Below are 21,036 nucleotides of genomic sequence, written 5' to 3' on the forward strand. Positions count from 1 at the left end.
TCTAATTTGTTTTAAAAGAAGGAGGAATTTGTATGACAAAGTATATTTTCGTAACAGGTGGGGTAGTTTCGTCACTTGGTAAAGGGATTGTAGCAGCATCTTTAGGTCGTCTATTAAAAAATCGTGGATTGGAAGTAACAATTCAAAAATTTGATCCATATTTAAATATTGATCCAGGTACAATGAGCCCATATCAGCACGGTGAAGTTTTCGTAACAGATGATGGTGCGGAAGCGGACTTAGACTTAGGTCACTATGAGCGTTTCATCGATATTAACCTTGGTAAACACTCAACTGTTACTTCAGGTAAAGTATATCAATCGGTACTGAATAAAGAGCGCCGCGGCGACTACAATGGTGGTACAGTTCAAGTAATTCCTCACGTAACAAATGAAATTAAAGATCGTGTACAGCGTGCCGGCCGTGAAACTTCCGCAGATGTTGTAATTACGGAAATCGGCGGTACAGTTGGTGACTTCGAATCACTTTCTTTCCTTGAAGCGATTCGTCAAATGCGCCGTGATTTAGGTCATGAAAATGTTATGTACATCCACTGTACATTAATGCCATATATCGCAGCAGCAGGTGAAATGAAAACGAAACCGACACAACACTCTGTAAAAGAGTTACGTTCATTAGGTATTCAGCCAAACATTATCGTATTACGTACGGAACAACCAGTGCCTCAGGATATGAAAGAAAAAATCGCGTTATTCTGTGACGTAAAACCTTCTGATATTATCGAATCACGTGATGCAGAACATTTATATGAAGTGCCATTAAATCTTCATGCACAAGGCTTTGACCAAATTGTTCTTGATCATTTCGGCATTACAGCGCCAAAAGCGGATATGACAGATTGGAAAGAACTTGTACATTTAGTGAAAAACCTGGAGCACAAAACACGTATTGCTTTAGTAGGTAAATATGTAGAATTGCAGGATGCTTATATTTCAGTTGTAGAAGCGTTAAAACATGCAGGCTACGTATATAATTCAGACATCGAAATCGACTGGATCAACGCTGAGCACATTACAGCGGAAAATGTTGATGAATTACTGGGACAAGCAGACGGTATTTTAGTGCCAGGTGGTTTCGGCGACCGTGGTGTTGAAGGGAAAATCGAATCGATCCGTTATGCACGTGAAAACGATGTACCGTTCTTCGGTATTTGCCTAGGTATGCAAATGGCAACTGTAGAGTTTGCACGTAATGTCATGGGCTTGGAAGGTGCACACTCAACAGAGCTGGACAAAAACACGAAGTACCCGATTATCGATTTCTTACCGGACCAATCAGAAGATACAGATATCGGCGGAACATTACGTCTTGGTCTATATCCATGTAAATTAAAAGAAGGATCTCGTGCACGCGCGGCATACAATGGTGAAGAGCTAGCATATGAACGTCACCGTCACCGTTACGAGTTCAACAATGAATTCCGTGAAGCTATGGAAGCTGAAGGTATGGTATTCTCAGGATTATCTCCTAACAATAAATTAGTAGAAATTGTTGAGCTGCCGGAGAAAAAATTCTTTGTGGCTGGTCAGTTCCACCCAGAATTAATTTCACGTCCACAACGCCCGCAGCCATTATTCCGTGAGTTTGTTGGGGCAGCGTTTAATAATAAAAAGTAAAAATCTGTTATAAAATCAGTCTGAATTATAAGCAGCTCAAATTTTACGATAGTAAAGTTTGAGCTGCTTTATTGTATACCTACTTTGTATCCGTTGTTCTCCGTTACGGCGGACGCTTTCCGGGGGGCACGAGGCCAACACGATGTTGGTCACAAAAGCGTTGCCACAGGACGTGGCGTTCCTAGCTTTTGATCCAAGTCTCTCCCACGTGCTTGCCCCCTTGGAGTCGCCGCCTTCACTCCGAACAACTAATTTTCTTCCTATATCAAAGAAAGGCGCACATAATTTCAAAGATGAAAAAAACGACTCTTATGCCAATAGGACATAAAAGTCGTCAATAAATTATGCGAATGGTGACGGGTGGCTGTCCATTAGTTCGTCATCCTCTTCATCATCATCCACGAGCATTTCATCGAATTCCATCTTGATCGCTTCATAAATATATAAAGCGGCAATAAGATGCGGAAAGACGATACGTTCACCGAGCTTTACCGGATGCGGTAAAATGCCGCCGCGCACTTTCAACGAAATATACGTATAAGCAAGATCACTTAACGGATTGTCGTCGCCGCCAGTTTCACTTGCCACAGCCGCAAATGGGATGAACTCTGCATGCAGTTGCTGAGCAAGCTTTAATGCCTGTTCATCTGTAGCATGACGCGTAAAAATAATGACACGGTCAGCAGGCAGAAGTTCGACATTTTCTGTATAGCGGGCAAACTTTGCAAATTTACCTTCACCAAGCTCTGCATTGATTGCAACAGCTTCCATTTCACCAAAGGCCGCAAAGTAAATTTTACCTTGTCCGATTGCAGCCTGTGCCAATAATCGTGCAGTTTCCTCAATTGATTCTTCTTCAGTTTGCTGAATGCGCTGCAGAAGACCTGTTAATTGCGTAGTTAAAATTTTAGACATATTTACACCTCAAAGTTATTATAAAATTGTGCACATAAAAAAGCAAAAGCACAAACTCTCTCTATAATAGAGGGGAAAACAATTTAGTAATAGAATGTAACTTATATAAAACATTAATATAATGGGGGAACACGATGAAGGGGATACTAATAGTAGATGATCAGCAGGGGATAAGGATGCTTCTGAATGAAGTATTTAAAAAAGAAGGATTCACAACTTATTTAGCGGCAAACGGATTTGATGCGATAAAAATTGCACATGAAAATGCTCTTGATTGCGTTTTGCTTGATATGAAAATACCGGGAATGGATGGACTGGAGATTTTAGAACGTTTGAAACAGGACAACCCTGAGCTGCCTGTAATGATGATGACTGCTTATGTGGAGCAGCATATGATGGACAGAGCGAATGAATTGGGTGTAGTGAAATACTTTACAAAACCTTTTAATATTTTTGAAGTACGGGATGAAGTTAATAAACTAATAGAAAAAACTGAAAAAATATAAATGAAACAGGCGAGCAGGCAGTAGCGCATACTGTCTGTTTTTGTTATGATTAATCTAAATGTTTTTGTCAATTCATGTGAATTTGCATAGAATAGACGATGAAAAAATACTTAAAAAAAGCATTTTGCGCAAACTATGTTTTCCAGCAGCAAACTATTTATGTATCTTCGAGGAGGATTTTAATAATGGCATTAGTTTCAATGAAAGAAATGTTAATTAAAGCAAAAGCGGAAGGTTATGCAGTAGGTCAATTCAATATTAATAACCTAGAATGGACACAAGCTATTTTACAAGCAGCAGAAGAAGAAAAGTCACCAGTAATTTTAGGTGTTTCTGAAGGTGCCGGAAAATATATGGGCGGTTTCATTGCTGTAGTAAAAATGGTTGAAGGTTTAATGGAAAGCTACAAAACAACTGTTCCAGTAGCAATTCATTTAGACCATGGTTCAAGCTTCGATAAATGTAAAGAAGCAATCGATGCTGGTTTCTCTTCTGTTATGATTGACGCTTCACACCATCCATTCGAAGAAAATATTGAAACAACTAAACAAGTTGTCGACTATGCACATGCAAAGGGTGTATCGGTTGAAGCAGAACTTGGTACTGTAGGCGGCGAGGAAGACGGTGTCATTGGCGGCATTATGTACGCAAACCCGCAGGAATGTAAAACACTGGTTGAAGCAACAGGTATTGACTGTTTAGCTCCGGCATTAGGTTCTGTACACGGTCCATACAAAGGCGAACCAAACTTAGGATTTGCTGAAATGGAAGAGATCTCTACTTTAACGGATATTCCATTAGTATTACATGGCGGAACTGGTATCCCAACTAAAGATATTCAACGTTCAATCTCTTTAGGTACAGCAAAAATTAATGTCAACACTGAAAACCAAATCTCGGCTACAAAAGTTATCCGTGAGTTTTTAGAAAATGATAAGAAAACATATGATCCACGTAAATATTTAGGTCCGGCTCGTGAAGCGATTAAAGCGACTGTAATCGGTAAAATGCGCGAATTCGGCAGCTCTGGAAAAGCTTAATTGATAGACTTCTTTCAAGTAAGTCTTTCCTCAGCGAATGCGCATTCAAGGTAGATAATTACTGCCTATTAATGCGGAATAATGAATCCACAAAAGAAAAGTGCATAAAATAAGCGTACTTTTCTTTGTGAACACGTGTTTTTCAACATAAGACATCTCGTTCACAAATTGAGCGAGATGTGTTTTTATAATCAAATGTAAATCGGAGGCTATTATAATGAAATTTTTTATCGATACAGCAAACTTTGACGAAATTAAAGAAGCATACTCTTGGGGGATTCTTTCAGGTGTAACGACTAACCCATCATTAGTTGCAAAAGAATCAGGCGTGAATTTCCACGACCGCTTACGTGAAATTGCGGAGCTGGTAAACGGCTCGGTTTCTGGTGAAGTAATTTCTTTAGAAGCTGAAGGAATGATTCGTGAAGGGGAAGAATTGGCAGCGATTCACCCGAATATTACTGTAAAACTACCAATGACTCCGGAAGGGTTAAAAGCATGTAAACACTTCTCTGAAAAAGGGATTAAAACGAATGTGACACTAATTTTCTCTGCGAACCAAGCATTGATGGCAGCACGTGCTGGCGCATCTTATGTATCTCCATTCTTAGGCCGTTTAGATGATATTGGCCAAGATGGCGTAGAATTAATCCGAGAAATTGCTGAAATGTTTGCTATCCACGAAATTGACACGGAAATTATTGCCGCATCTATTCGTCACCCGCAACATATTACGCAAGCTGCATTAGCTGGCGCACATATTTCAACAACTCCATACAAAGTTTTACAGCAACTGTTTAATCATCCATTAACAGACAAAGGAATTGAAGGATTTTTAGCGGATTGGGCAAAGCGTGAAGGGAAATAATAAGAATACCTCACAGCAGTCTACTTAATTTCAATTACGCCTCGGCGTAATTGTGTCCAGATTTTTTTGAGCTTACTCAAAAACATCCTTTAAAAAATCTGTGACATCCGCCGGAAGCTCATCTTCATTCAGCGGATGTCTGTAGACGTCTGCTGAATGAAGATGAAATCTTTTCCAATGTAAGGGAGAACACAAAATGGATGTTTATAAAATTCAAGGCGGAAATCGTCTAAAAGGTAAAATAACCGTTAGCGGTGCAAAAAACAGTGCAGTTGCTTTAATTCCTGCATCAATTTTGGCTGATTCTTCCGTTACCATTGGAGGAATTCCAGAGATTTCAGATGCATGGACGTTAAAGGCACTACTAGAAGAAATTGGCGGCGAAGTAACATTCGAAAATGGCAAGATGACGATTGATCCATCTAAAATGGTTGCGATGCCGCTGCCAAACGGCAATGTTAAAAAATTGCGTGCTTCCTATTATATGATGGGTGCCATGCTGGGACGTTTTAAACAAGCGGTAATCGGCATGCCGGGCGGGTGTTTTTTAGGGCCGCGTCCAATCGATCAGCATATTAAAGGTTTTGAAGCTTTAGGAGCAAAAGTAACAAATGAGCACGGGGCAATCTATTTACGCGCAGACGAATTAATCGGTGCGAAGATTTATCTGGATGTTGCAAGTGTCGGCGCCACAATTAATATTATGCTGGCGGCAGTGCGTGCAAAAGGGAAAACTACAATCGAAAATGCAGCGAAAGAGCCTGAAATTATTGATGTTGCAACTTTATTAACAAATATGGGTGCCAACATTAAAGGGGCAGGAACGAGTGTTATTCGTATTGAAGGTGTCGATGAGTTAAAAGGGACAAAGCATACTATTATACCGGACCGGATTGAAGCAGCTACATTTATGATTATGGCTGCAGCAATTGGTGATGGTGTACTCGTCGATAATGTTATCCCGCTTCACATGGAAGCCGTCACAGCGAAACTTCGCGAAATGGGTGTAAGTGTGGAAGAAAATGAGGAAAGCATCTTCATTTCCAAGCAGACGAAACTGCAGGCTATTGATGTAAAAACCCTTGTCTATCCAGGTTTCCCGACTGATGTTCAACAGCCTCTATCTGTATTAATGACACAGGCAGAAGGTACATCGATGATTACAGATACGATTTATTCTGCACGTTTCAAGCATATAGATGAGCTGCGACGTATGAATGCAAAAGCTCGTGTTGAAGGCAATACAGCCATCATTCAAGGACCTGCATCTTTGGAAGGATCCACGGTAACGGCAACAGATTTACGCGCGGGTGCAGCATTAGTATTGGCTGGACTAATCGCAAAAGGTGAAACAGAAATTCATGATATTTACCATATTGAGCGCGGCTATAGTTCGTTAATCGAAAAGCTGTGTGCAATCGGTGCAAATATTCGTAAAGAGTCCATTGTCATTAATACAAAGAATAATGCATAAATTTGCTATAATTCGTGATCAGAACCGCGCAATGATGTGAGTATGATAATATATAGTAGGGTAATAAAAATATGTTAGTTGATAATACAATTCAAAAAAGCAGTTAATTTAGGCTGTTAAAATCGGTTATAACCGATTACAGGAGGCAAACACAAAATGGAACGTAGTTTATCAATGGAAGTAGTACGTGTAACAGAAGCAGCAGCGATTGCATCAGCGAAATGGATGGGACGCGGACTTAAAAATGAAGCGGACGACGCAGCAACAACAGCAATGCGTGTTATGTTTGATACAATCCCAATGCATGCGACAGTTGTAATTGGTGAAGGAGAAATGGATGAAGCGCCGATGCTTTATATCGGTGAAGAATTAGGGCTTCGAAATGGCGGACCTGAAGTTGATATCGCAGTAGATCCATTAGAAGGTACAAACATCGTAGCAAAAGGTACAAATGGTGCGATGACAGTACTGGCAATTGCAGACCGTGGCAATCTATTAAATGCGCCTGATATGTATATGGATAAAATAGCTGTAGGACCGGAAGCTGCTGGGAAAGTTGATATTAACGCTTCTGTTACGTACAACTTATTGCAAGTGGCAAAAGCTAAAAATAAAGATATTTCCGATGTAGTAGCAACACTTTTAGACCGACCTCGCCATCAGCATATCGTTGATGAAATTCGTGAAGCCGGTGCACGTATTAAATTCATCCAAGACGGTGATGTAGGTGCAGCGATCAACACAGCATTCGATGAAACTGGTATCGATATTATGTTCGGTATGGGTGGTGCCCCGGAAGGCGTTATTGCGGCAGTTGCACTAAAGTGTTTAGGCGGCGATTTCCAAGCGAAATTAGTACCTGAAGATGAAGAACAACTTGCGCGTTGTGTTAAGATGGGTGTCGACGTAGATAAAGTATTAATGATGGAAGACCTTGTAAAAGGCGATGATGCGATTTTTGCAGCGACAGCTGTAACAGATTCTGAGCTTTTACGCGGTGTTCAATATAAAGGTTCTTATGCACTTACACATTCAGTTGTTATGCGTGCAAAAACTGGAACAGTACGTTTTATCGAAGGACGCCACAGCATCGACAAAAAACCAAAGTATGACCAAATTTAACTTCCCATATAATGTGAGTAGCCTCAAATAGAAAATGCCCATTTTCAAATTACTTGCACTATAATATAATAAATGCCCAGTATAAAAAACTGGGCATCTTTCAAATAAAGTGTAGTATACTTCTCTTACACAAATTCCTGAAAATCTTTCAATAACTTAATTTTTCAAATTAAATTTTAATAGACTGGAGAAAACGTATGACAGCATTAACAATTGCTCAATTAGAAAGCATGACATTAAAAGAATTATATGCTTTAGCGAAGCAATACAAATTATCAAATGCTAGTAAGCTAAATAAAAAGGAACTAATTTTTGCAATCTTAAAAACCCGCTCTGAACAGGAAGGTTTCTTCTTCATGGAAGGTGTATTAGAAATTATTCCTACAGACGGCTTCGGATTCCTGCGCCCGATTAACTACTCTCCTTCAAAAGAGGATATTTACATTTCCGCTTCCCAAATTCGTCGCTTCGATTTACGAAATGGTGATAAAGTGTCAGGTAAAGTTCGTCCGCCAAAGGAAAATGAACGTTACTATGGCCTATTGCAAGTTGATGCTGTAAATGGCGAAGACCCTGAAGTTGCAAAAGAGCGTGTGCATTTCCCTGCATTAACGCCGCTTTACCCGAACCGCCACATCAAATTGGAAACGGTTCCTACAAAACTTTCGACGCGTATTATGGATTTAGTAGCGCCAGTCGGTTTTGGTCAGCGTGGTTTAATTGTTGCACCGCCAAAAGCCGGTAAAACTTCTTTATTAAAAGAAATTGCGAACGCTATTACGACAAATCATCCGGAAGCGGAACTGATCGTACTGCTTATCGATGAGCGTCCGGAAGAAGTAACGGATATCGAGCGCTCAGTTAATGCGGATGTTGTTTCTTCAACATTTGATGAAGTGCCTGAAAACCATGTAAAAGTAGCGGAAATCGTATTGGAACGTGCACGACGTCTAGTGGAACAAAAACGCGATGTTATTATTTTAATGGACTCGATTACACGTTTGGCACGTGCCTATAACTTAGTTATTCCGCCAAGCGGCCGTACACTTTCAGGTGGTATTGATCCTGCTGCATTCCACCGTCCGAAACGTTTCTTCGGTTCTGCCCGAAATATTGAAGAGGGCGGCAGCTTAACAATTTTAGCGACTGCTCTTATTGATACAGGCAGCCGTATGGACGAAGTAATCTATGAAGAATTTAAAGGAACGGGTAACCTCGAACTTCACCTGGATCGCAGTCTGGCAGAGCGCCGTATTTTCCCTGCAATCGATATCCGTCGTTCAGGTACACGTAAAGAAGAGCTTCTAATTCCGAAAGACCAGCTTGATAAATTATGGGCAATCCGTAAAACATTCAGCGATTCACATGACTTCGGTGAAAAGTTCTTACGCAAAATACGTACAACAAAAACAAACGAAGAATTCTTCGAAAAGCTTGATACTGATATGAAGAAAGCTACGAACGGTAAAGGGTTGTTATAGATTTTAAAAGATTGAGCGTGATTGTAAATCAAGTTCTTGATATCGTGAGGAACTACATACATTCAATTTCGTAAAATAATATAAAATAGTTGCAACCTTTTTTAAAACTTGCTATACTTCTTTAAGTATGAAACGTGCACATATATAGCTGACCTCAACACATTACGTATGTAGTGACATATTCGGGCTATGTAAGGTGCAGTTCGAAAATACTCTGTTCCGGATGGTTCAGGGCGAGAGGAGAAAACGAATATGAAACAAGGTATCCACCCAGATTACAAAGTAGCAACAGTAACTTGCTCTTGTGGTAATTCTTTTGAAACAGGTTCAGTTAAAGAAAAGATCTCAATCGAGTTCTGTAACGAATGTCACCCATTCTATACAGGTCGTCAAAAGTTCGCTTCTGCTGACGGACGTGTAGATCGCTTCAACAAAAAATATGGTATGAAATAATACCTCTGCCCATTTCCGCATTGCTGGAAATGGGTTTTTAATTTTTATGGAGCATTAGTGTTTTATTAGAAGATATTACGCAGTTATTAGAAAGCTTTTACAGGTTATTAGAAGTTCTGATACGTTTATTTGAAAAACGTGACCGGATATTAGAAATTGTACATATTATATTAGAAGTTCCGACTTTTATTAGAAGAAATAAAAATATATTAGAAGAAAATAGAAGATATTAGAAATCTTTTGCACATGTTTATCACAAGAAAAAGTTTCTCCTAAATAGGGCACCTTTAGCAATAGACGAATGACAAAAAACTAGCTAAGATAAAAGAAGTGAAAAGTTGACCTTGAGTTTGATGCTCAAGGTTTTTTATTGGTGAAAAAAGAACTTGTAATTTTAATTAGAAACGAGGAAAAATAAATGGCGCAATTATTTTATAAACATGGGGCAATGAATAGCGGGAAATCGATTGAAATTTTAAAAGTTGCCCACAATTATGAAGAGCAAAATAAAGCGGTAATGATTTTTACTTCAGGAATCGATACGCGCGATGAGGTCGGAACGGTTTCAAGCCGAATTGGTTTAAGACGTCCGGCAATTGCGGTTTTTGACGATACAAATATATACGAAATCGTGAAAAAACACGAAGGGAAATTATACTGTGTACTTGTAGACGAAGTACAATTTTTAACAAAAGAACATGTTCTGCAGCTGACTCAAATTGTCGATGAGCTAAACATTCCTGTTATGGGCTTTGGCTTAAAAAATGACTTCCAGAACGAGCTGTTTGAAGGCAGCCGTTACATGACGATTTATGCGGATAAAATAGAGGAAATGAAAACAATTTGCTGGTTCTGTCATAAGAAAGCGACGATGAACTTGCGTGTAGATGAAAATAAAAAACCGGTCCGCACAGGTGATCAAATTCAAATTGGGGGTAATGATAGTTATTACCCTGTTTGCCGCAAATGCCATTCCAATCCGCCACTATAATTTAAAGTAGACGGCACACCAAAATTTAAATATATGAATGCCAATGTGTAAATGATATGAAGAAAGTTCAACATAGTTGTAGCAACAACCGTAAAATTTCTTTATACTAGTAAAGGTGCATTTTAACGTGGTTTATAAATATGTAAACATTCAATATAAAAAAGCAAGTTGATTGGAATGGAGGGGAGGCGACTTCTGGGGGAAAGCCCGAGTGAGAGACTACAGGCTCGAGCCGGGCCCCTGGAAAGCGTCCGACCCAAAATGGAAATCAACACTTGATAAGGTTAGAAAGAAGTAAAAATAATTAATAGAGGTGAAATATAGATGTTTGATCGTTTACAGGCGGTTGAAGACCGTTACGAAAGATTAAATGAATTACTAAGCGACCCGGATATCGTCAGCGATTCCAATAAGCTTCGCGAATATTCGAAAGAGCAATCAGATATTCAGGAAATGGTAGATGTATACCGTGAATACAAATCGGTAAAAGAGCAACTGGCAGATACACGTGAATTAATGGAAATTGAAAAAGATGCAGATATGCTGGAAATGATGAAGGAAGAGTTTAACGACTTAAATAAACAAGTTCCGGAATTAGAAGACCGTCTGCGTATTTTATTAATTCCTAAAGACCCGAACGATTCGAAAAACGTAATTATGGAGATCCGCGGAGCTGCTGGCGGTGATGAGGCCAACATTTTTGCTGGTGACCTATTCCGTATGTATACACGCTATGCGGAAACACAAGGCTGGAAAGTAGATGTAATGGAAGCAACACCAAACCCTGCAGGCGGTTTTAAAGAAGTAATCTTCATGATTAACGGTCAAGGTGCATATTCAAAATTCAAATATGAAAACGGGGCACATCGTGTTCAACGTGTACCTGCGACAGAATCTCAAGGCCGTATCCATACATCAACTGCAACGGTAGCATGTTTACCGGAAGTACATGTAGAAGATGTGGAAATTCATGAAAAAGATATTCGTGTTGATACATTCGCTTCATCTGGTGCGGGTGGTCAGTCAGTAAATACAACGATGTCTGCTGTTCGTATGACCCACTTACCGACAGGTGTTGTCGTTTCGATGCAAGATGAACGTTCACAAATTAAGAACCGTGAAAAAGCGATGAAAATTTTAGTGGCGCGTGTAGCGGATAAACACCGTCAGGAAGCACAGGCTGAAATCGATGCAACACGTAAGACAGCAGTAGGAACAGGCGACCGTTCTGAACGTATCCGTACTTACAACTATCCACAAAACCGTGTAACAGATCACCGAATTGGTTTAACGATTCAAAAACTTGACCAAATCGTTGAAGGTAAGCTGGATGAAATCATCGATGCACTTATTTTAGATGAGCAGGCAACACGCTTATCAAATTTAAATGAAGATGCATAAAACCATTTTTGAGGCCCTGAATGGGGCTTCTTCTTTTTTAGAGGAAAACGGTCGCGAAGGAAATGCCGCACGGATTTTATTGCAGCATATTTTACAGACAAGCTATTCAGGATTAATGATGAAGATGCATGATATTTTACCGGAAGAGCAGCAACAGCAGTTTGATGCTTTTATTCAGGAGCATGTGCAAGGGCGCCCTGTACAATATATAACGGGTGTAGAAGAATTTTATGGACGTTCATTTGTAGTGGATGATTCGGTACTGATTCCTCGTCCGGAAACGGAAGAACTGATTGTTGGAACGCTTGAGCGGATCGGCAAATTATTCGGTGATAGGCAAAATCTGAAGTTTGCTGATATCGGGACTGGCAGTGGTGCCATTGCCATTACAATGAAAAAGGAAAGTCCACAGCTTGATGTAACAGCAACGGATCTTTCACCAGCTGCACTTGCAACAGCACAAAAGAACGCTGAGCAGCTGCAAGCGGAAATTACATTTAAGCTCGGCGATTTAACAGAACCGATTGCAAATGAAAAATGGGATATTGTACTTTCCAATCCGCCTTATATCGCATATGAGGAAATGAAGGAAATGTCCGATGTGGTCGTAGCACACGAACCTCATCAGGCATTGTTTGCCGATGAAGACGGACTCTTGCTTTATCGTAAACTAGCAGAAAATTTACCGGCTCTTATGAAAAAGCCGGCATTAATTGGGCTGGAAATCGGTTATACACAAGGAGAAGCCGTAGCAAATTTTTTCAAAAAAAGCTTTCCGAATGCCCATGTATCAGTCGTGCAGGATATAAACAAAAAAGATCGTATTGTTTTTTGTGAGATTAGTGAATAAAAAATAGATTCCTTGTAAACAATGTTTGCAAGGGGGAATGTTTATGTTACATGATTACGATATTCAAAATGAATCCAATCTATTTTTAGCGATTGCTAAATTACTAATAAGTGTTCTATTTTTATATTGTGCTGCTATGTTTATACCTACTTTTGTAGATGAAGTTCGCATTGATCAAGGAGAGAGCAGTGATCAGCTGAAATTCCGCGTCATTGCCAACAGTTCGACAAATGCCGACCAGCTTATCAAGTATGAGGTTGTGGAAACAATTCAGACCTATTTGCAAAATACACCTGAATTTTCAGAAGATATCCACAGTGTGGAAAACATGTATCAGGAAATTCAGAAAACTTACCCACAATTAAAAATTACCTATAAGTTTGGGGATAACTTAATTCCTCCGAAATGGGTATCGGGTCAGTTTTATCCGCAAAAAGAATATTATTCAGTGAACTTCATTATTGGACAAGGTCGTGGCGAAAACTGGTTCTGTGCAGTATTCCCAACGCTTTGTACAAATAATGAGCCAATGGAAAAAGATCGTCCGCCATTTTATATTGCAGAATGGTGGAACAAATATAAACAAAAAAATAATCCACAAAAGGCAGAGAAAGATATACAAAACGCACTAAGTTACTAACACCTTGGGGATAGTTAAACAAAACATCTAGAGAAAGGAGGAAAAAGTAATGCACACTTTCCAATTAAATGTGGATGAATTTGTGGATAATTCAGAAAATTATACACAGGCTGTGGATTTATTAAATAACGGCGAAATAGTCGCTTTTCCGACAGAAACCGTCTATGGCTTAGGTGCTGTTGCGACAAATGAGCAGGCAGTAAAGAAAATATTTGCTGCAAAAGGACGGCCTTCAGATAATCCATTGATTGTTCATATTGGAACGGCGGAAGAAGTATCGCTGTATACAACAAATATTTCGGAAGTTGCCCAAAAATGTATGGATGCTTTTTGGCCAGGCCCATTAACGCTTGTCATGCATGCGAAGCCGAATGTTTTGGCACCAAGTGTTACGGCAGGATTGGATACGGTTGGAATGCGTATGCCCGATCATCCGGTAGCATTGGAACTTCTTCAAACATTAAAAAAACCGTTAGCCGCGCCAAGTGCGAATCGCAGCGGCAAACCTAGCCCGACGAAAGCCGACCATGTATTCGAAGATCTGCAAAACATTATTCCTTGTATTTTGGATGGAGGAATGACGGGGATTGGGCTTGAATCGACTGTTTTGGATGTCACGCTGGATACACCTGTTATTTTACGTCCGGGCGGTGTGACGAAAGAAATGCTCGAAGCGGTAATCGGACCAGTCGTTGAACCAAGTCTGGAACAGCAGAAAATCGAATCGACACCGAAAGCGCCTGGTATGAAATATACTCATTATGCACCGGAAGCGCCCGTCTATTTAATAGAAGCAAATAAGGAAGCGATTGAAACGGCCATTGCCGAATTAAAACCGGAACATAAAGTTGCTTTATTGGCACCGGAAAGCTTTAAAGAAATAAAGGCCGATTATTATTTTTCATTCGGTAATGCCCATGATCTCGAACAAATGAGTGCTTCGCTATATGATGCATTGCGTGCATGCGATAAAACGGATGCTACGATTATTTTAGCGACGGCAACATCAAAAACAGGGGTTGGCACAGCGATTATGAACCGTCTGGAAAAGGCTGCAGGCGGTAAATGGTATTTACTTTAAAAAATAAACCACATCTTGTAACATCGGGATGTGGTTTTTGTGTATAACAAAAGGATAATTCCCTGTCAAAAAGCATAAATTACAACAGTGCTTAGTGGAAGAGGGGAACAGATGCAAGAAGTAGTCGCCGGAATATTAATGTCGTTCGATGTCGTTGCACTGTATTTAATTGCTACAAATGTTAAGGCAAAATGGTTATTAGCTTTATGGACGGCATTTTTACATATGCTTTTTCCATTACTCGGTTATCGCTTCGGGGAATGGCTGGCCGTCTATTTAGCAAACTGGGCGTCAGGCCTTTCGACACTGTTACTGTTTTTTGTTGGACTGCAATTACTGCTCTCCAAGAAAGATGAAAGTTTTCCGGCAATGTCTCTGCCGATAATTGCGATTTTCGCCAGCATTGACACCTTTTCAGTTAGCCTATCTTTTGGTATGCTAAATTTACAAAAATATGTTTTTATCATTAGTGCAGGCCTGTCGACATTTATATTGTCATATGCTGCATTGGTAATAGCGCAAAAGTCGCCGATCTTTAAAAATAACGCATTAAAAAAAGTAGCAGGAATCCTCCTGATTATTATGAGTATGATGTTACTAAAATGGTGAATTAGAGGGTGTGATGAACATTAATATTTATTTTATTTGTACAGGCAATACATGTAGAAGTCCTATGGCAGCAGCAATTTTACAAGCAAAAAACTATGAGAATATTACTGTGCGTTCAGCAGGAATTTATGCACACGAAGGCAGTGACATGTCCCTGAACGCAAAGGAGATTTTACACAGAAAAAATATTACGCAATCGCACTGTTCATCCCAATTTACGGTAGAAGATGCACAGTGGGCGGATCTGATTTTAACGATGACGACCGCTCATAAAGAAATGGTTCTCCGTTTAGTGGAAGAAGCAGCACATAAAACGTTTACGTTAAATGAATATGTAGCGATGGAAACAGGGCTTGATATTCAAGATCCATTCGGCGGAAACCTGCAAGTGTATGAACAAACCTACGAACAATTGAACGAAGCTATCAACAAGCTGGAAACTAAATTGAAATTGGAGGATAAAATTTAATATGAACTCTCAGAAAAAGATTTTTAGTTTGCGCCGAAAGCTCGTCTTGTTCGTCGGGATATTAGCGCTGATTACCTACACTTGCAGTTTTGTATTTATCGAATATTTACACCCAATGTTTTTCGAAACGACAAGTACAAGCGTATTTCAGATTATTACCTATTTATTAGGAATCTTTTGGTCTTGTGCATTGGCGGCTGTATTCGGTTTAGTCATTGTTCGCCCGTTACAGCAATTGGAGCGCAGTGCAAACGATGTAGCGGAAGGTAAAATCGGACAAGATGTCGACATGCCGAAAACAAATGATGAAATCCGCTCGGTAGCAGAAGCATTCCAAACGATGGTGATGAATTTACGCCGGATGGTTAACGGTATTGAAGACAATTACAAGTCAACCGATGAGACGATTTTGAAACTGTCTGAAGAAAGTATTTCTGTTACGAACAATGCAGAGCAAATTACAAGTAATATTAGCCAAATCTCATTAGGGGCTGAATCTTCGGCCGTTGCCATCCAGGAAACAGTTGAAGCCATTGAAGAAGTTCGTGCATTAGCAGCGGAAGTGAACAATAAAGCATTACATACAGCAAGTCGCTCAAAACACCTTTTAACAAACTTAACGTCTACAACGGATTCGATCCATGGTGTAGTGAACAGTATTAAAAAAATCGCAATAGATAATGAAAATTCACTAGTGAATATTCGCGAGCTGGAAAAAAATGCCGAGCAGATTGAACGGATTATAAGTTTAGTAGGCGATATCGCAGGGCAAACAAATCTACTCGCTTTAAACGCGTCGATTGAGGCTGCACGAGCAGGCGAGCATGGGAAAGGCTTTGCGGTTGTTGCAGAGGAAGTCCGTGGTTTGGCAGATGAAAGTGCAAGCGCTGTGCAGGGAATTACAACATTGATCCACACGATGCAGCAAAATGTTTCGGTTGTAGTAAAACAGATGAACGAACAAGTATCATTTGCGGTAAATGAATCATCACGTGTTTCTGAAACAACAACTGCGGTTGAAGGTATGACGAAATCTGTTTATGAAATGGCTGATGATGTTGTCCAAATTTCAGAATTGGTCGCACAGCAAATGAAAAATATCGAACATACGTCACATCAATCACAGGAAGTGGCGGCAATTGCAGAGCAAACTTCCGCAAGCGCTCAGGAAGTCACATCCGCTTCACTGGAACAGGCTGAAGCAATCAAGCAAGTAGAAGAACTGGCAAGCAATTTAAAACAGCAGTCTGCAGAGCTTTATCGAATGATTCAACAATTCGACCGCACACAGTAGATTGGAATACAGTTATAAAATACCTGATGGATAAACGGACATGTTTATCGGTTGGGTATTTTTTTGTTGAGGTGGAGCAGGAGCGCATTTCGTTGAAGTTTTCTAATAAGAAGAGGAGATTGTCTAATAACGGCTGGAAAGTTCTAATAAAATGCTGAACTTCTAATATATTGGCCGGTTGTTCTAAAATCCTTCTCGGTTTTTCTAATAAAGGTTGCAAATGTTCAAATAAACATTGCCGATCTTCTAATATCCAAAGTAAATCTTCTAATAAACCCTCCAAACTTTCAAACCACCAACCCGTTTCAAAAACAAAAAGCCTGGGTATGGTACACTATTGTTTACAATAATTAGTCCTGGGGGGATTTATATTGAACAAAATGAAGTACTGGTTACTGATGGGAGTAGTCGTAGCAGGTCTGGCTGGATGTGGGGACGCAGAGGATGCGGATACGACAGATTCAGTAGACTCAACACCAGCCGAATCCACTGAATCAACGGGAGGATCGGACTCAGCTGAAACGACAGATGTCTCGGCAGGTGAAAAAGTGGCAAATGCCAGCTGTGTAGGCTGTCACGGTGGTGATTTAACGGGAGCAATGGGACCGGACTTAACGAACACCTCTTTATCGAAAGAGGAAATTGTAGATGTACTAGTCAATGGTAAAGGTGCAATGCCGGCTGGTACAGCAGATGGTGAAGAAGAAGCGGTAGCTGAATATATTTTATCTTTACAATAACAGTTATAGACCTGCTCCTAATTTGAGCGGTCTTTTTTTATTGGAAAAAGCCTTTTCAACTTAACAATCTCACGTAAAGCGAACATTAATATAATTAATAATATAAATTTAAGGGAATATACCCAAAAAGTTAACGATTACGCATAATTCTTTGCTTAATATTCGTCTTTATCCATGTATTTTGAAAGATATTCGGAAAAGACGTGTTATTCTTCCGGAATAAATGGTACACTGATGGTGAATATAATAAGTATACAAAATCGAGGCAGGAGGGATCTTCATGAAAATTGCAATTTCTTCAGATCACGGCGGGAATAATTTACGTAAAGAGATTATGTCACTACTTGATGAAATGTCAATCAGTTATGAAGACTTTGGTCCACAAACGGACGAGTCAGTAGATTACCCGGACTATGCACGTCCAGTAGCTGAAAGGGTAGCTGCAGGGGAATTTGACAGAGGAATTTTAATTTGCGGAACAGGCATTGGGATTTCGATTGCTGCAAACAAATTTAAAGGGATTCGTTGTGCACTTGTACATGACGTGTTCTCGGCAAAAGCAACACGCTGCCACAATGACTCAAACATTTTGGCAATGGGTGAACGCGTAATCGGTCCAGGGCTGGCACGCGAGATTGTTGCGACTTGGCTGGATACACAGTTTGAAGGCGGCCGTCATATTCGCCGTGTTGAAAAAATTACTGAAATCGAAGAAGGGTAACAGTTGGTGATTCAATGACAAACTTACACGATTTGCAAAAAGATTTAGCGCAAGCATTATCCGAATTTGAGCAACAAGTGAAGTTTTCTGAAGGCGAGCTGTTTGTCGTCGGCTGTTCCACATCGGAAGTGATGGGTGAGAAGATTGGAACAGCTGGTGCACTCGATGTTGCGCAAGTTCTATACAAAGAATTTTCAATATTCGCGCAAAGACATAAAATTCACTTAGTTTTCCAAGGCTGCGAGCATATTAACCGAGCTTTAACACTTGAGGCTTCAGCCGCTAAAATGTACCATTTAGAACCTGTTTCGGTCATTCCTGTCCGTACAGCAGGTGGCTCCATGTCTGCATACGCCTTTACACAAATGGATGAACCTGTAGTTGTGGAAAACATCCAGGCACATTACGGGATCGATATCGGTCAAACATTAATCGGCATGCATTTAAAAGCAGTTGCTGTACCTTTACGAACGTCTGTTAAGCATTTAGGCAATGCAGTAATTACGTTAGCGACAACACGTCCGAAGCTTATCGGCGGAGAGCGTGCGCAATATACCGTAACACCTTAACGTTACATAAATAATTTAACTTGGAAACTCCGAGCGATTCGGAAGTACATTTAGGGGGATTTGAAAATGGCATTTGAAAAATTAGCAGGACAAGACAAGGCAATTTTAGACGCAATCTTATTGGAGAAAAAACGTCAAAACACAAACATCGAATTAATCGCATCAGAAAACTTCGTATCGGAAGCTGTCATGGAAGCACAAGGTTCATATTTAACAAATAAATATGCAGAAGGTTACCCGGGCAAACGCTATTATGGCGGTTGTGAACATGTAGATGTAGTGGAAAACATCGCGCGTGACCGTGCAAAAGAATTATTCGGTGCAGCATATGTTAACGTACAGCCACACTCGGGTGCACAAGCGAACATGGCCGTTTACCATACAATTTTAAAACCGGGTGATACAGTACTTGGTATGAACTTATCGCACGGTGGTCACTTAACACATGGTTCACCGGTAAACTTCTCAGGTATTCTTTATAATTTCGTTGAATACGGTGTAACTGAAGATACAAACTTAATAGATTATGAAGATGTTCGCCAAAAAGCATTGGAATCGAAGCCAAAATTAATCGTTGCTGGGGCATCAGCTTATCCTCGTGCGATCGACTTTGCAAAGTTCCGTGAAATCGCGGATGAAGTTGGCGCATATTTCATGGTTGATATGGCGCATATTGCCGGCCTAGTAGCAGCAGGCGAGCACCAAAATCCAGTGCCGTATGCAGATTTCGTAACGACAACAACACATAAAACTTTACGTGGCCCTCGTGGCGGTATGATTTTAACTAATGATGAAAAATGGGAAAAAGAATTAAATAAATCAGTATTCCCGGGTATTCAAGGCGGTCCGTTAATGCATGTCATCGCTGCAAAAGCAGTATCATTCGGTGAAGCATTACAACCGGAATTTAAAGACTACGCTAAACAAATTAAAGCAAATGCAGCTGCACTTGCAAAATCTTTAATGGATGAAGGTGTTGAAATCGTATCAGGCGGTACGGACAACCACTTACTTCTATTAAATGTGAAATCTTTAGGATTAACAGGTAAAGTAGCTGAGCATGTATTGGATGAAGTGGCAATTACAACAAACAAAAACACAATTCCATTCGATACAGAATCACCATTCGTGACTTCAGGTATCCGTGTTGGTACAGCGGCTGTAACTTCTCGCGGTTTCAAAGAAGAAGATGTAATCGAAGTAGGTAAAATTATCGCTTCAGTTCTTAAAAACCATGAAGACGCAGCAGTAAAAGAAGAAGCACGTAAACGTGTTGAAGCTCTTACAGCAAAATATCCTTTATACGCATAATTGAGGTTAAGGCTCTCTATTTACAAAAATGTAGATAGAGGGCTTTATTAATTAGAAGAAATAACGAATAGATAGGCAACTCTAAGCGAATCCTAAAGCAGAAAATATTTGTTCTTTTATTGTTATATAAAAAGGGCGATTTTTAAAACATTCCGATCATAGTTTTCGTTAACTTTATTTTCTGTTATACTGTTTTAGATAAACAACAGTTAGGAGATGTCAACGTGAGTAAAGTATACGTATTTGACCACCCATTAATCCAACATAAGTTAACTTATATTCGAGATAAAGAAACAGGAACAAAAGAATTCAGGGAGTTAGTTGATGAAGTAGCAACATTAATGGCTTTTGAAATTACCCGTGACTTACCGCTTGAAGAAATTGAAGTGGATACACCTGTTACGAAGGCGAAGGCAAAAGTATTGTCAGGGAAGAAAATGGCGATTGTCCCAATTTTACGTGCGGGTATCGGTATGGTAGATGGCGTATTAAAATTAATTCCTGCTGCAAAAGTAGGGCATATTGGTCTTTACCGTGATCCGGAAACATTAAAGCCGGTAGAATATTATGCAAAACTTCCAGCAGATGTTGAAGAGCGTGACTTCATCATTGTTGACCCGATGTTAGCAACAGGTGGTTCAGCTGTAGAAGCGATTAATTCACTGAAAAAGCGCGGCGCAAAAAGCATTAAGTTTATGTGTCTGATCGCAGCTCCAGAAGGTGTGGAAGAAATTCAAAAAAATCACTCAGACGTAGATATTTACATCGCATCTCTAGATGAAAAATTAAATGATCATGGCTATATCGTACCAGGCTTGGGTGATGCCGGGGATCGTTTGTTCGGAACAAAATAATAAATAAACG

Annotated in this window: 22 protein-coding genes; 21 read left to right on the top strand and 1 reads right to left on the bottom strand. The window is 39.9% G+C overall.

Going from position 1 to position 21,036, the window contains the following annotated elements; translation table 11 throughout:
• Nucleotides 1–32: 32 nt before the first annotated feature.
• Complete coding sequence (locus tag MKX73_RS09885) at nucleotides 33–1,637, top strand: CTP synthase (RefSeq protein ID WP_340717282.1); 1,605 nt, start codon at nucleotides 33–35, stop codon at nucleotides 1,635–1,637.
• A gap of 342 nt (nucleotides 1,638–1,979) precedes the next feature.
• Here MKX73_RS09885 and MKX73_RS09890 read toward each other — a convergent pair whose 3' ends face one another.
• Nucleotides 1,980–2,552 (bottom strand): DUF2529 family protein, encoded by a 573-nt coding sequence (locus MKX73_RS09890; protein WP_340717283.1) that lies wholly within the window; start codon nucleotides 2,550–2,552, stop codon nucleotides 1,980–1,982.
• 134 nt (nucleotides 2,553–2,686) lie between these two features.
• On the opposite strand from MKX73_RS09890, the gene MKX73_RS09895 reads away from it, so the two are divergent.
• From MKX73_RS09895 to upp, 20 genes are all read left to right on the top strand, one after another.
• Entirely contained in the window at nucleotides 2,687–3,058 is a 372-nt protein-coding gene (locus MKX73_RS09895; protein ID WP_340717284.1) for a response regulator, read from the top strand.
• Between the two features lie 185 nt (nucleotides 3,059–3,243).
• Nucleotides 3,244–4,098, top strand: a complete 855-nt coding sequence (locus MKX73_RS09900) for a class II fructose-bisphosphate aldolase (protein ID WP_340717285.1) — start codon at nucleotides 3,244–3,246, stop codon at nucleotides 4,096–4,098.
• A 217-nt stretch (nucleotides 4,099–4,315) separates the two neighbouring features.
• Nucleotides 4,316–4,966 (top strand): fructose-6-phosphate aldolase, encoded by a 651-nt coding sequence (gene fsa, locus MKX73_RS09905; RefSeq protein WP_340717286.1) that lies wholly within the window; start codon nucleotides 4,316–4,318, stop codon nucleotides 4,964–4,966.
• A 196-nt stretch (nucleotides 4,967–5,162) separates the two neighbouring features.
• The gene (locus tag MKX73_RS09910) at nucleotides 5,163–6,440 is read left to right on the top strand and encodes a UDP-N-acetylglucosamine 1-carboxyvinyltransferase (protein ID WP_340717287.1); all 1,278 of its coding nucleotides are present in this window, start codon (nucleotides 5,163–5,165) and stop codon (nucleotides 6,438–6,440) included.
• Nucleotides 6,441–6,596: 156 nt separating this feature from the next.
• Entirely contained in the window at nucleotides 6,597–7,562 is a 966-nt protein-coding gene (glpX, locus tag MKX73_RS09915) for a class II fructose-bisphosphatase (protein ID WP_008404484.1), read from the top strand.
• Between the two features lie 197 nt (nucleotides 7,563–7,759).
• Nucleotides 7,760–9,043, top strand: a complete 1,284-nt coding sequence (gene rho / locus MKX73_RS09920; protein ID WP_251689867.1) for a transcription termination factor Rho — start codon at nucleotides 7,760–7,762, stop codon at nucleotides 9,041–9,043.
• A gap of 252 nt (nucleotides 9,044–9,295) precedes the next feature.
• Nucleotides 9,296–9,496 carry a 50S ribosomal protein L31 gene (gene rpmE / locus MKX73_RS09925; protein WP_008404481.1) on the top strand — a complete coding sequence of 67 codons (201 nt, stop codon included), beginning with the start codon at nucleotides 9,296–9,298 and terminating at the stop codon, nucleotides 9,494–9,496.
• Between the two features lie 418 nt (nucleotides 9,497–9,914).
• Nucleotides 9,915–10,487, top strand: a complete 573-nt coding sequence (locus MKX73_RS09930; protein ID WP_340717288.1) for a thymidine kinase — start codon at nucleotides 9,915–9,917, stop codon at nucleotides 10,485–10,487.
• Between the two features lie 324 nt (nucleotides 10,488–10,811).
• Entirely contained in the window at nucleotides 10,812–11,888 is a 1,077-nt protein-coding gene (gene prfA / locus MKX73_RS09935; protein ID WP_340717289.1) for a peptide chain release factor 1, read from the top strand.
• Nucleotides 11,875–12,738 carry a peptide chain release factor N(5)-glutamine methyltransferase gene (gene prmC / locus MKX73_RS09940; RefSeq protein WP_340717290.1) on the top strand — a complete coding sequence of 288 codons (864 nt, stop codon included), beginning with the start codon at nucleotides 11,875–11,877 and terminating at the stop codon, nucleotides 12,736–12,738. The genes prfA and prmC overlap by 14 nt, the downstream gene beginning before the upstream one ends.
• A gap of 43 nt (nucleotides 12,739–12,781) precedes the next feature.
• On the top strand, nucleotides 12,782–13,378 hold the full coding sequence (locus MKX73_RS09945) for a stage II sporulation protein R (RefSeq protein WP_340717291.1): 597 nt from the start codon (nucleotides 12,782–12,784) through the stop codon (nucleotides 13,376–13,378).
• Nucleotides 13,379–13,427: 49 nt separating this feature from the next.
• Complete coding sequence (locus tag MKX73_RS09950) at nucleotides 13,428–14,459, top strand: L-threonylcarbamoyladenylate synthase (protein WP_340717292.1); 1,032 nt, start codon at nucleotides 13,428–13,430, stop codon at nucleotides 14,457–14,459.
• A 111-nt stretch (nucleotides 14,460–14,570) separates the two neighbouring features.
• Nucleotides 14,571–15,068, top strand: a complete 498-nt coding sequence (locus MKX73_RS09955; protein ID WP_340717293.1) for a manganese efflux pump — start codon at nucleotides 14,571–14,573, stop codon at nucleotides 15,066–15,068.
• Between the two features lie 13 nt (nucleotides 15,069–15,081).
• Nucleotides 15,082–15,537, top strand: a complete 456-nt coding sequence (locus MKX73_RS09960; protein ID WP_340717294.1) for a low molecular weight protein arginine phosphatase — start codon at nucleotides 15,082–15,084, stop codon at nucleotides 15,535–15,537.
• A gap of 1 nt (nucleotide 15,538) precedes the next feature.
• Complete coding sequence (locus MKX73_RS09965; protein WP_340717295.1) at nucleotides 15,539–16,831, top strand: methyl-accepting chemotaxis protein; 1,293 nt, start codon at nucleotides 15,539–15,541, stop codon at nucleotides 16,829–16,831.
• Nucleotides 16,832–17,211: 380 nt separating this feature from the next.
• Nucleotides 17,212–17,571, top strand: a complete 360-nt coding sequence (locus MKX73_RS09970) for a c-type cytochrome (protein WP_340718881.1) — start codon at nucleotides 17,212–17,214, stop codon at nucleotides 17,569–17,571.
• 280 nt (nucleotides 17,572–17,851) lie between these two features.
• On the top strand, nucleotides 17,852–18,292 hold the full coding sequence (rpiB, locus tag MKX73_RS09975) for a ribose 5-phosphate isomerase B (RefSeq protein ID WP_339175134.1): 441 nt from the start codon (nucleotides 17,852–17,854) through the stop codon (nucleotides 18,290–18,292).
• Nucleotides 18,293–18,306: 14 nt separating this feature from the next.
• Nucleotides 18,307–18,861 (top strand): TIGR01440 family protein, encoded by a 555-nt coding sequence (locus MKX73_RS09980; RefSeq protein WP_340717296.1) that lies wholly within the window; start codon nucleotides 18,307–18,309, stop codon nucleotides 18,859–18,861.
• A gap of 66 nt (nucleotides 18,862–18,927) precedes the next feature.
• Nucleotides 18,928–20,172 (top strand): serine hydroxymethyltransferase, encoded by a 1,245-nt coding sequence (gene glyA / locus MKX73_RS09985; RefSeq protein ID WP_339175137.1) that lies wholly within the window; start codon nucleotides 18,928–18,930, stop codon nucleotides 20,170–20,172.
• 224 nt (nucleotides 20,173–20,396) lie between these two features.
• The gene (upp, locus tag MKX73_RS09990) at nucleotides 20,397–21,026 is read left to right on the top strand and encodes a uracil phosphoribosyltransferase (protein ID WP_079524644.1); all 630 of its coding nucleotides are present in this window, start codon (nucleotides 20,397–20,399) and stop codon (nucleotides 21,024–21,026) included.
• Nucleotides 21,027–21,036 lie beyond the last annotated feature (10 nt).

Source organism: Solibacillus sp. FSL W7-1436 (assembly GCF_038007305.1).
GTDB lineage: Bacteria > Bacillota > Bacilli > Bacillales_A > Planococcaceae > Solibacillus.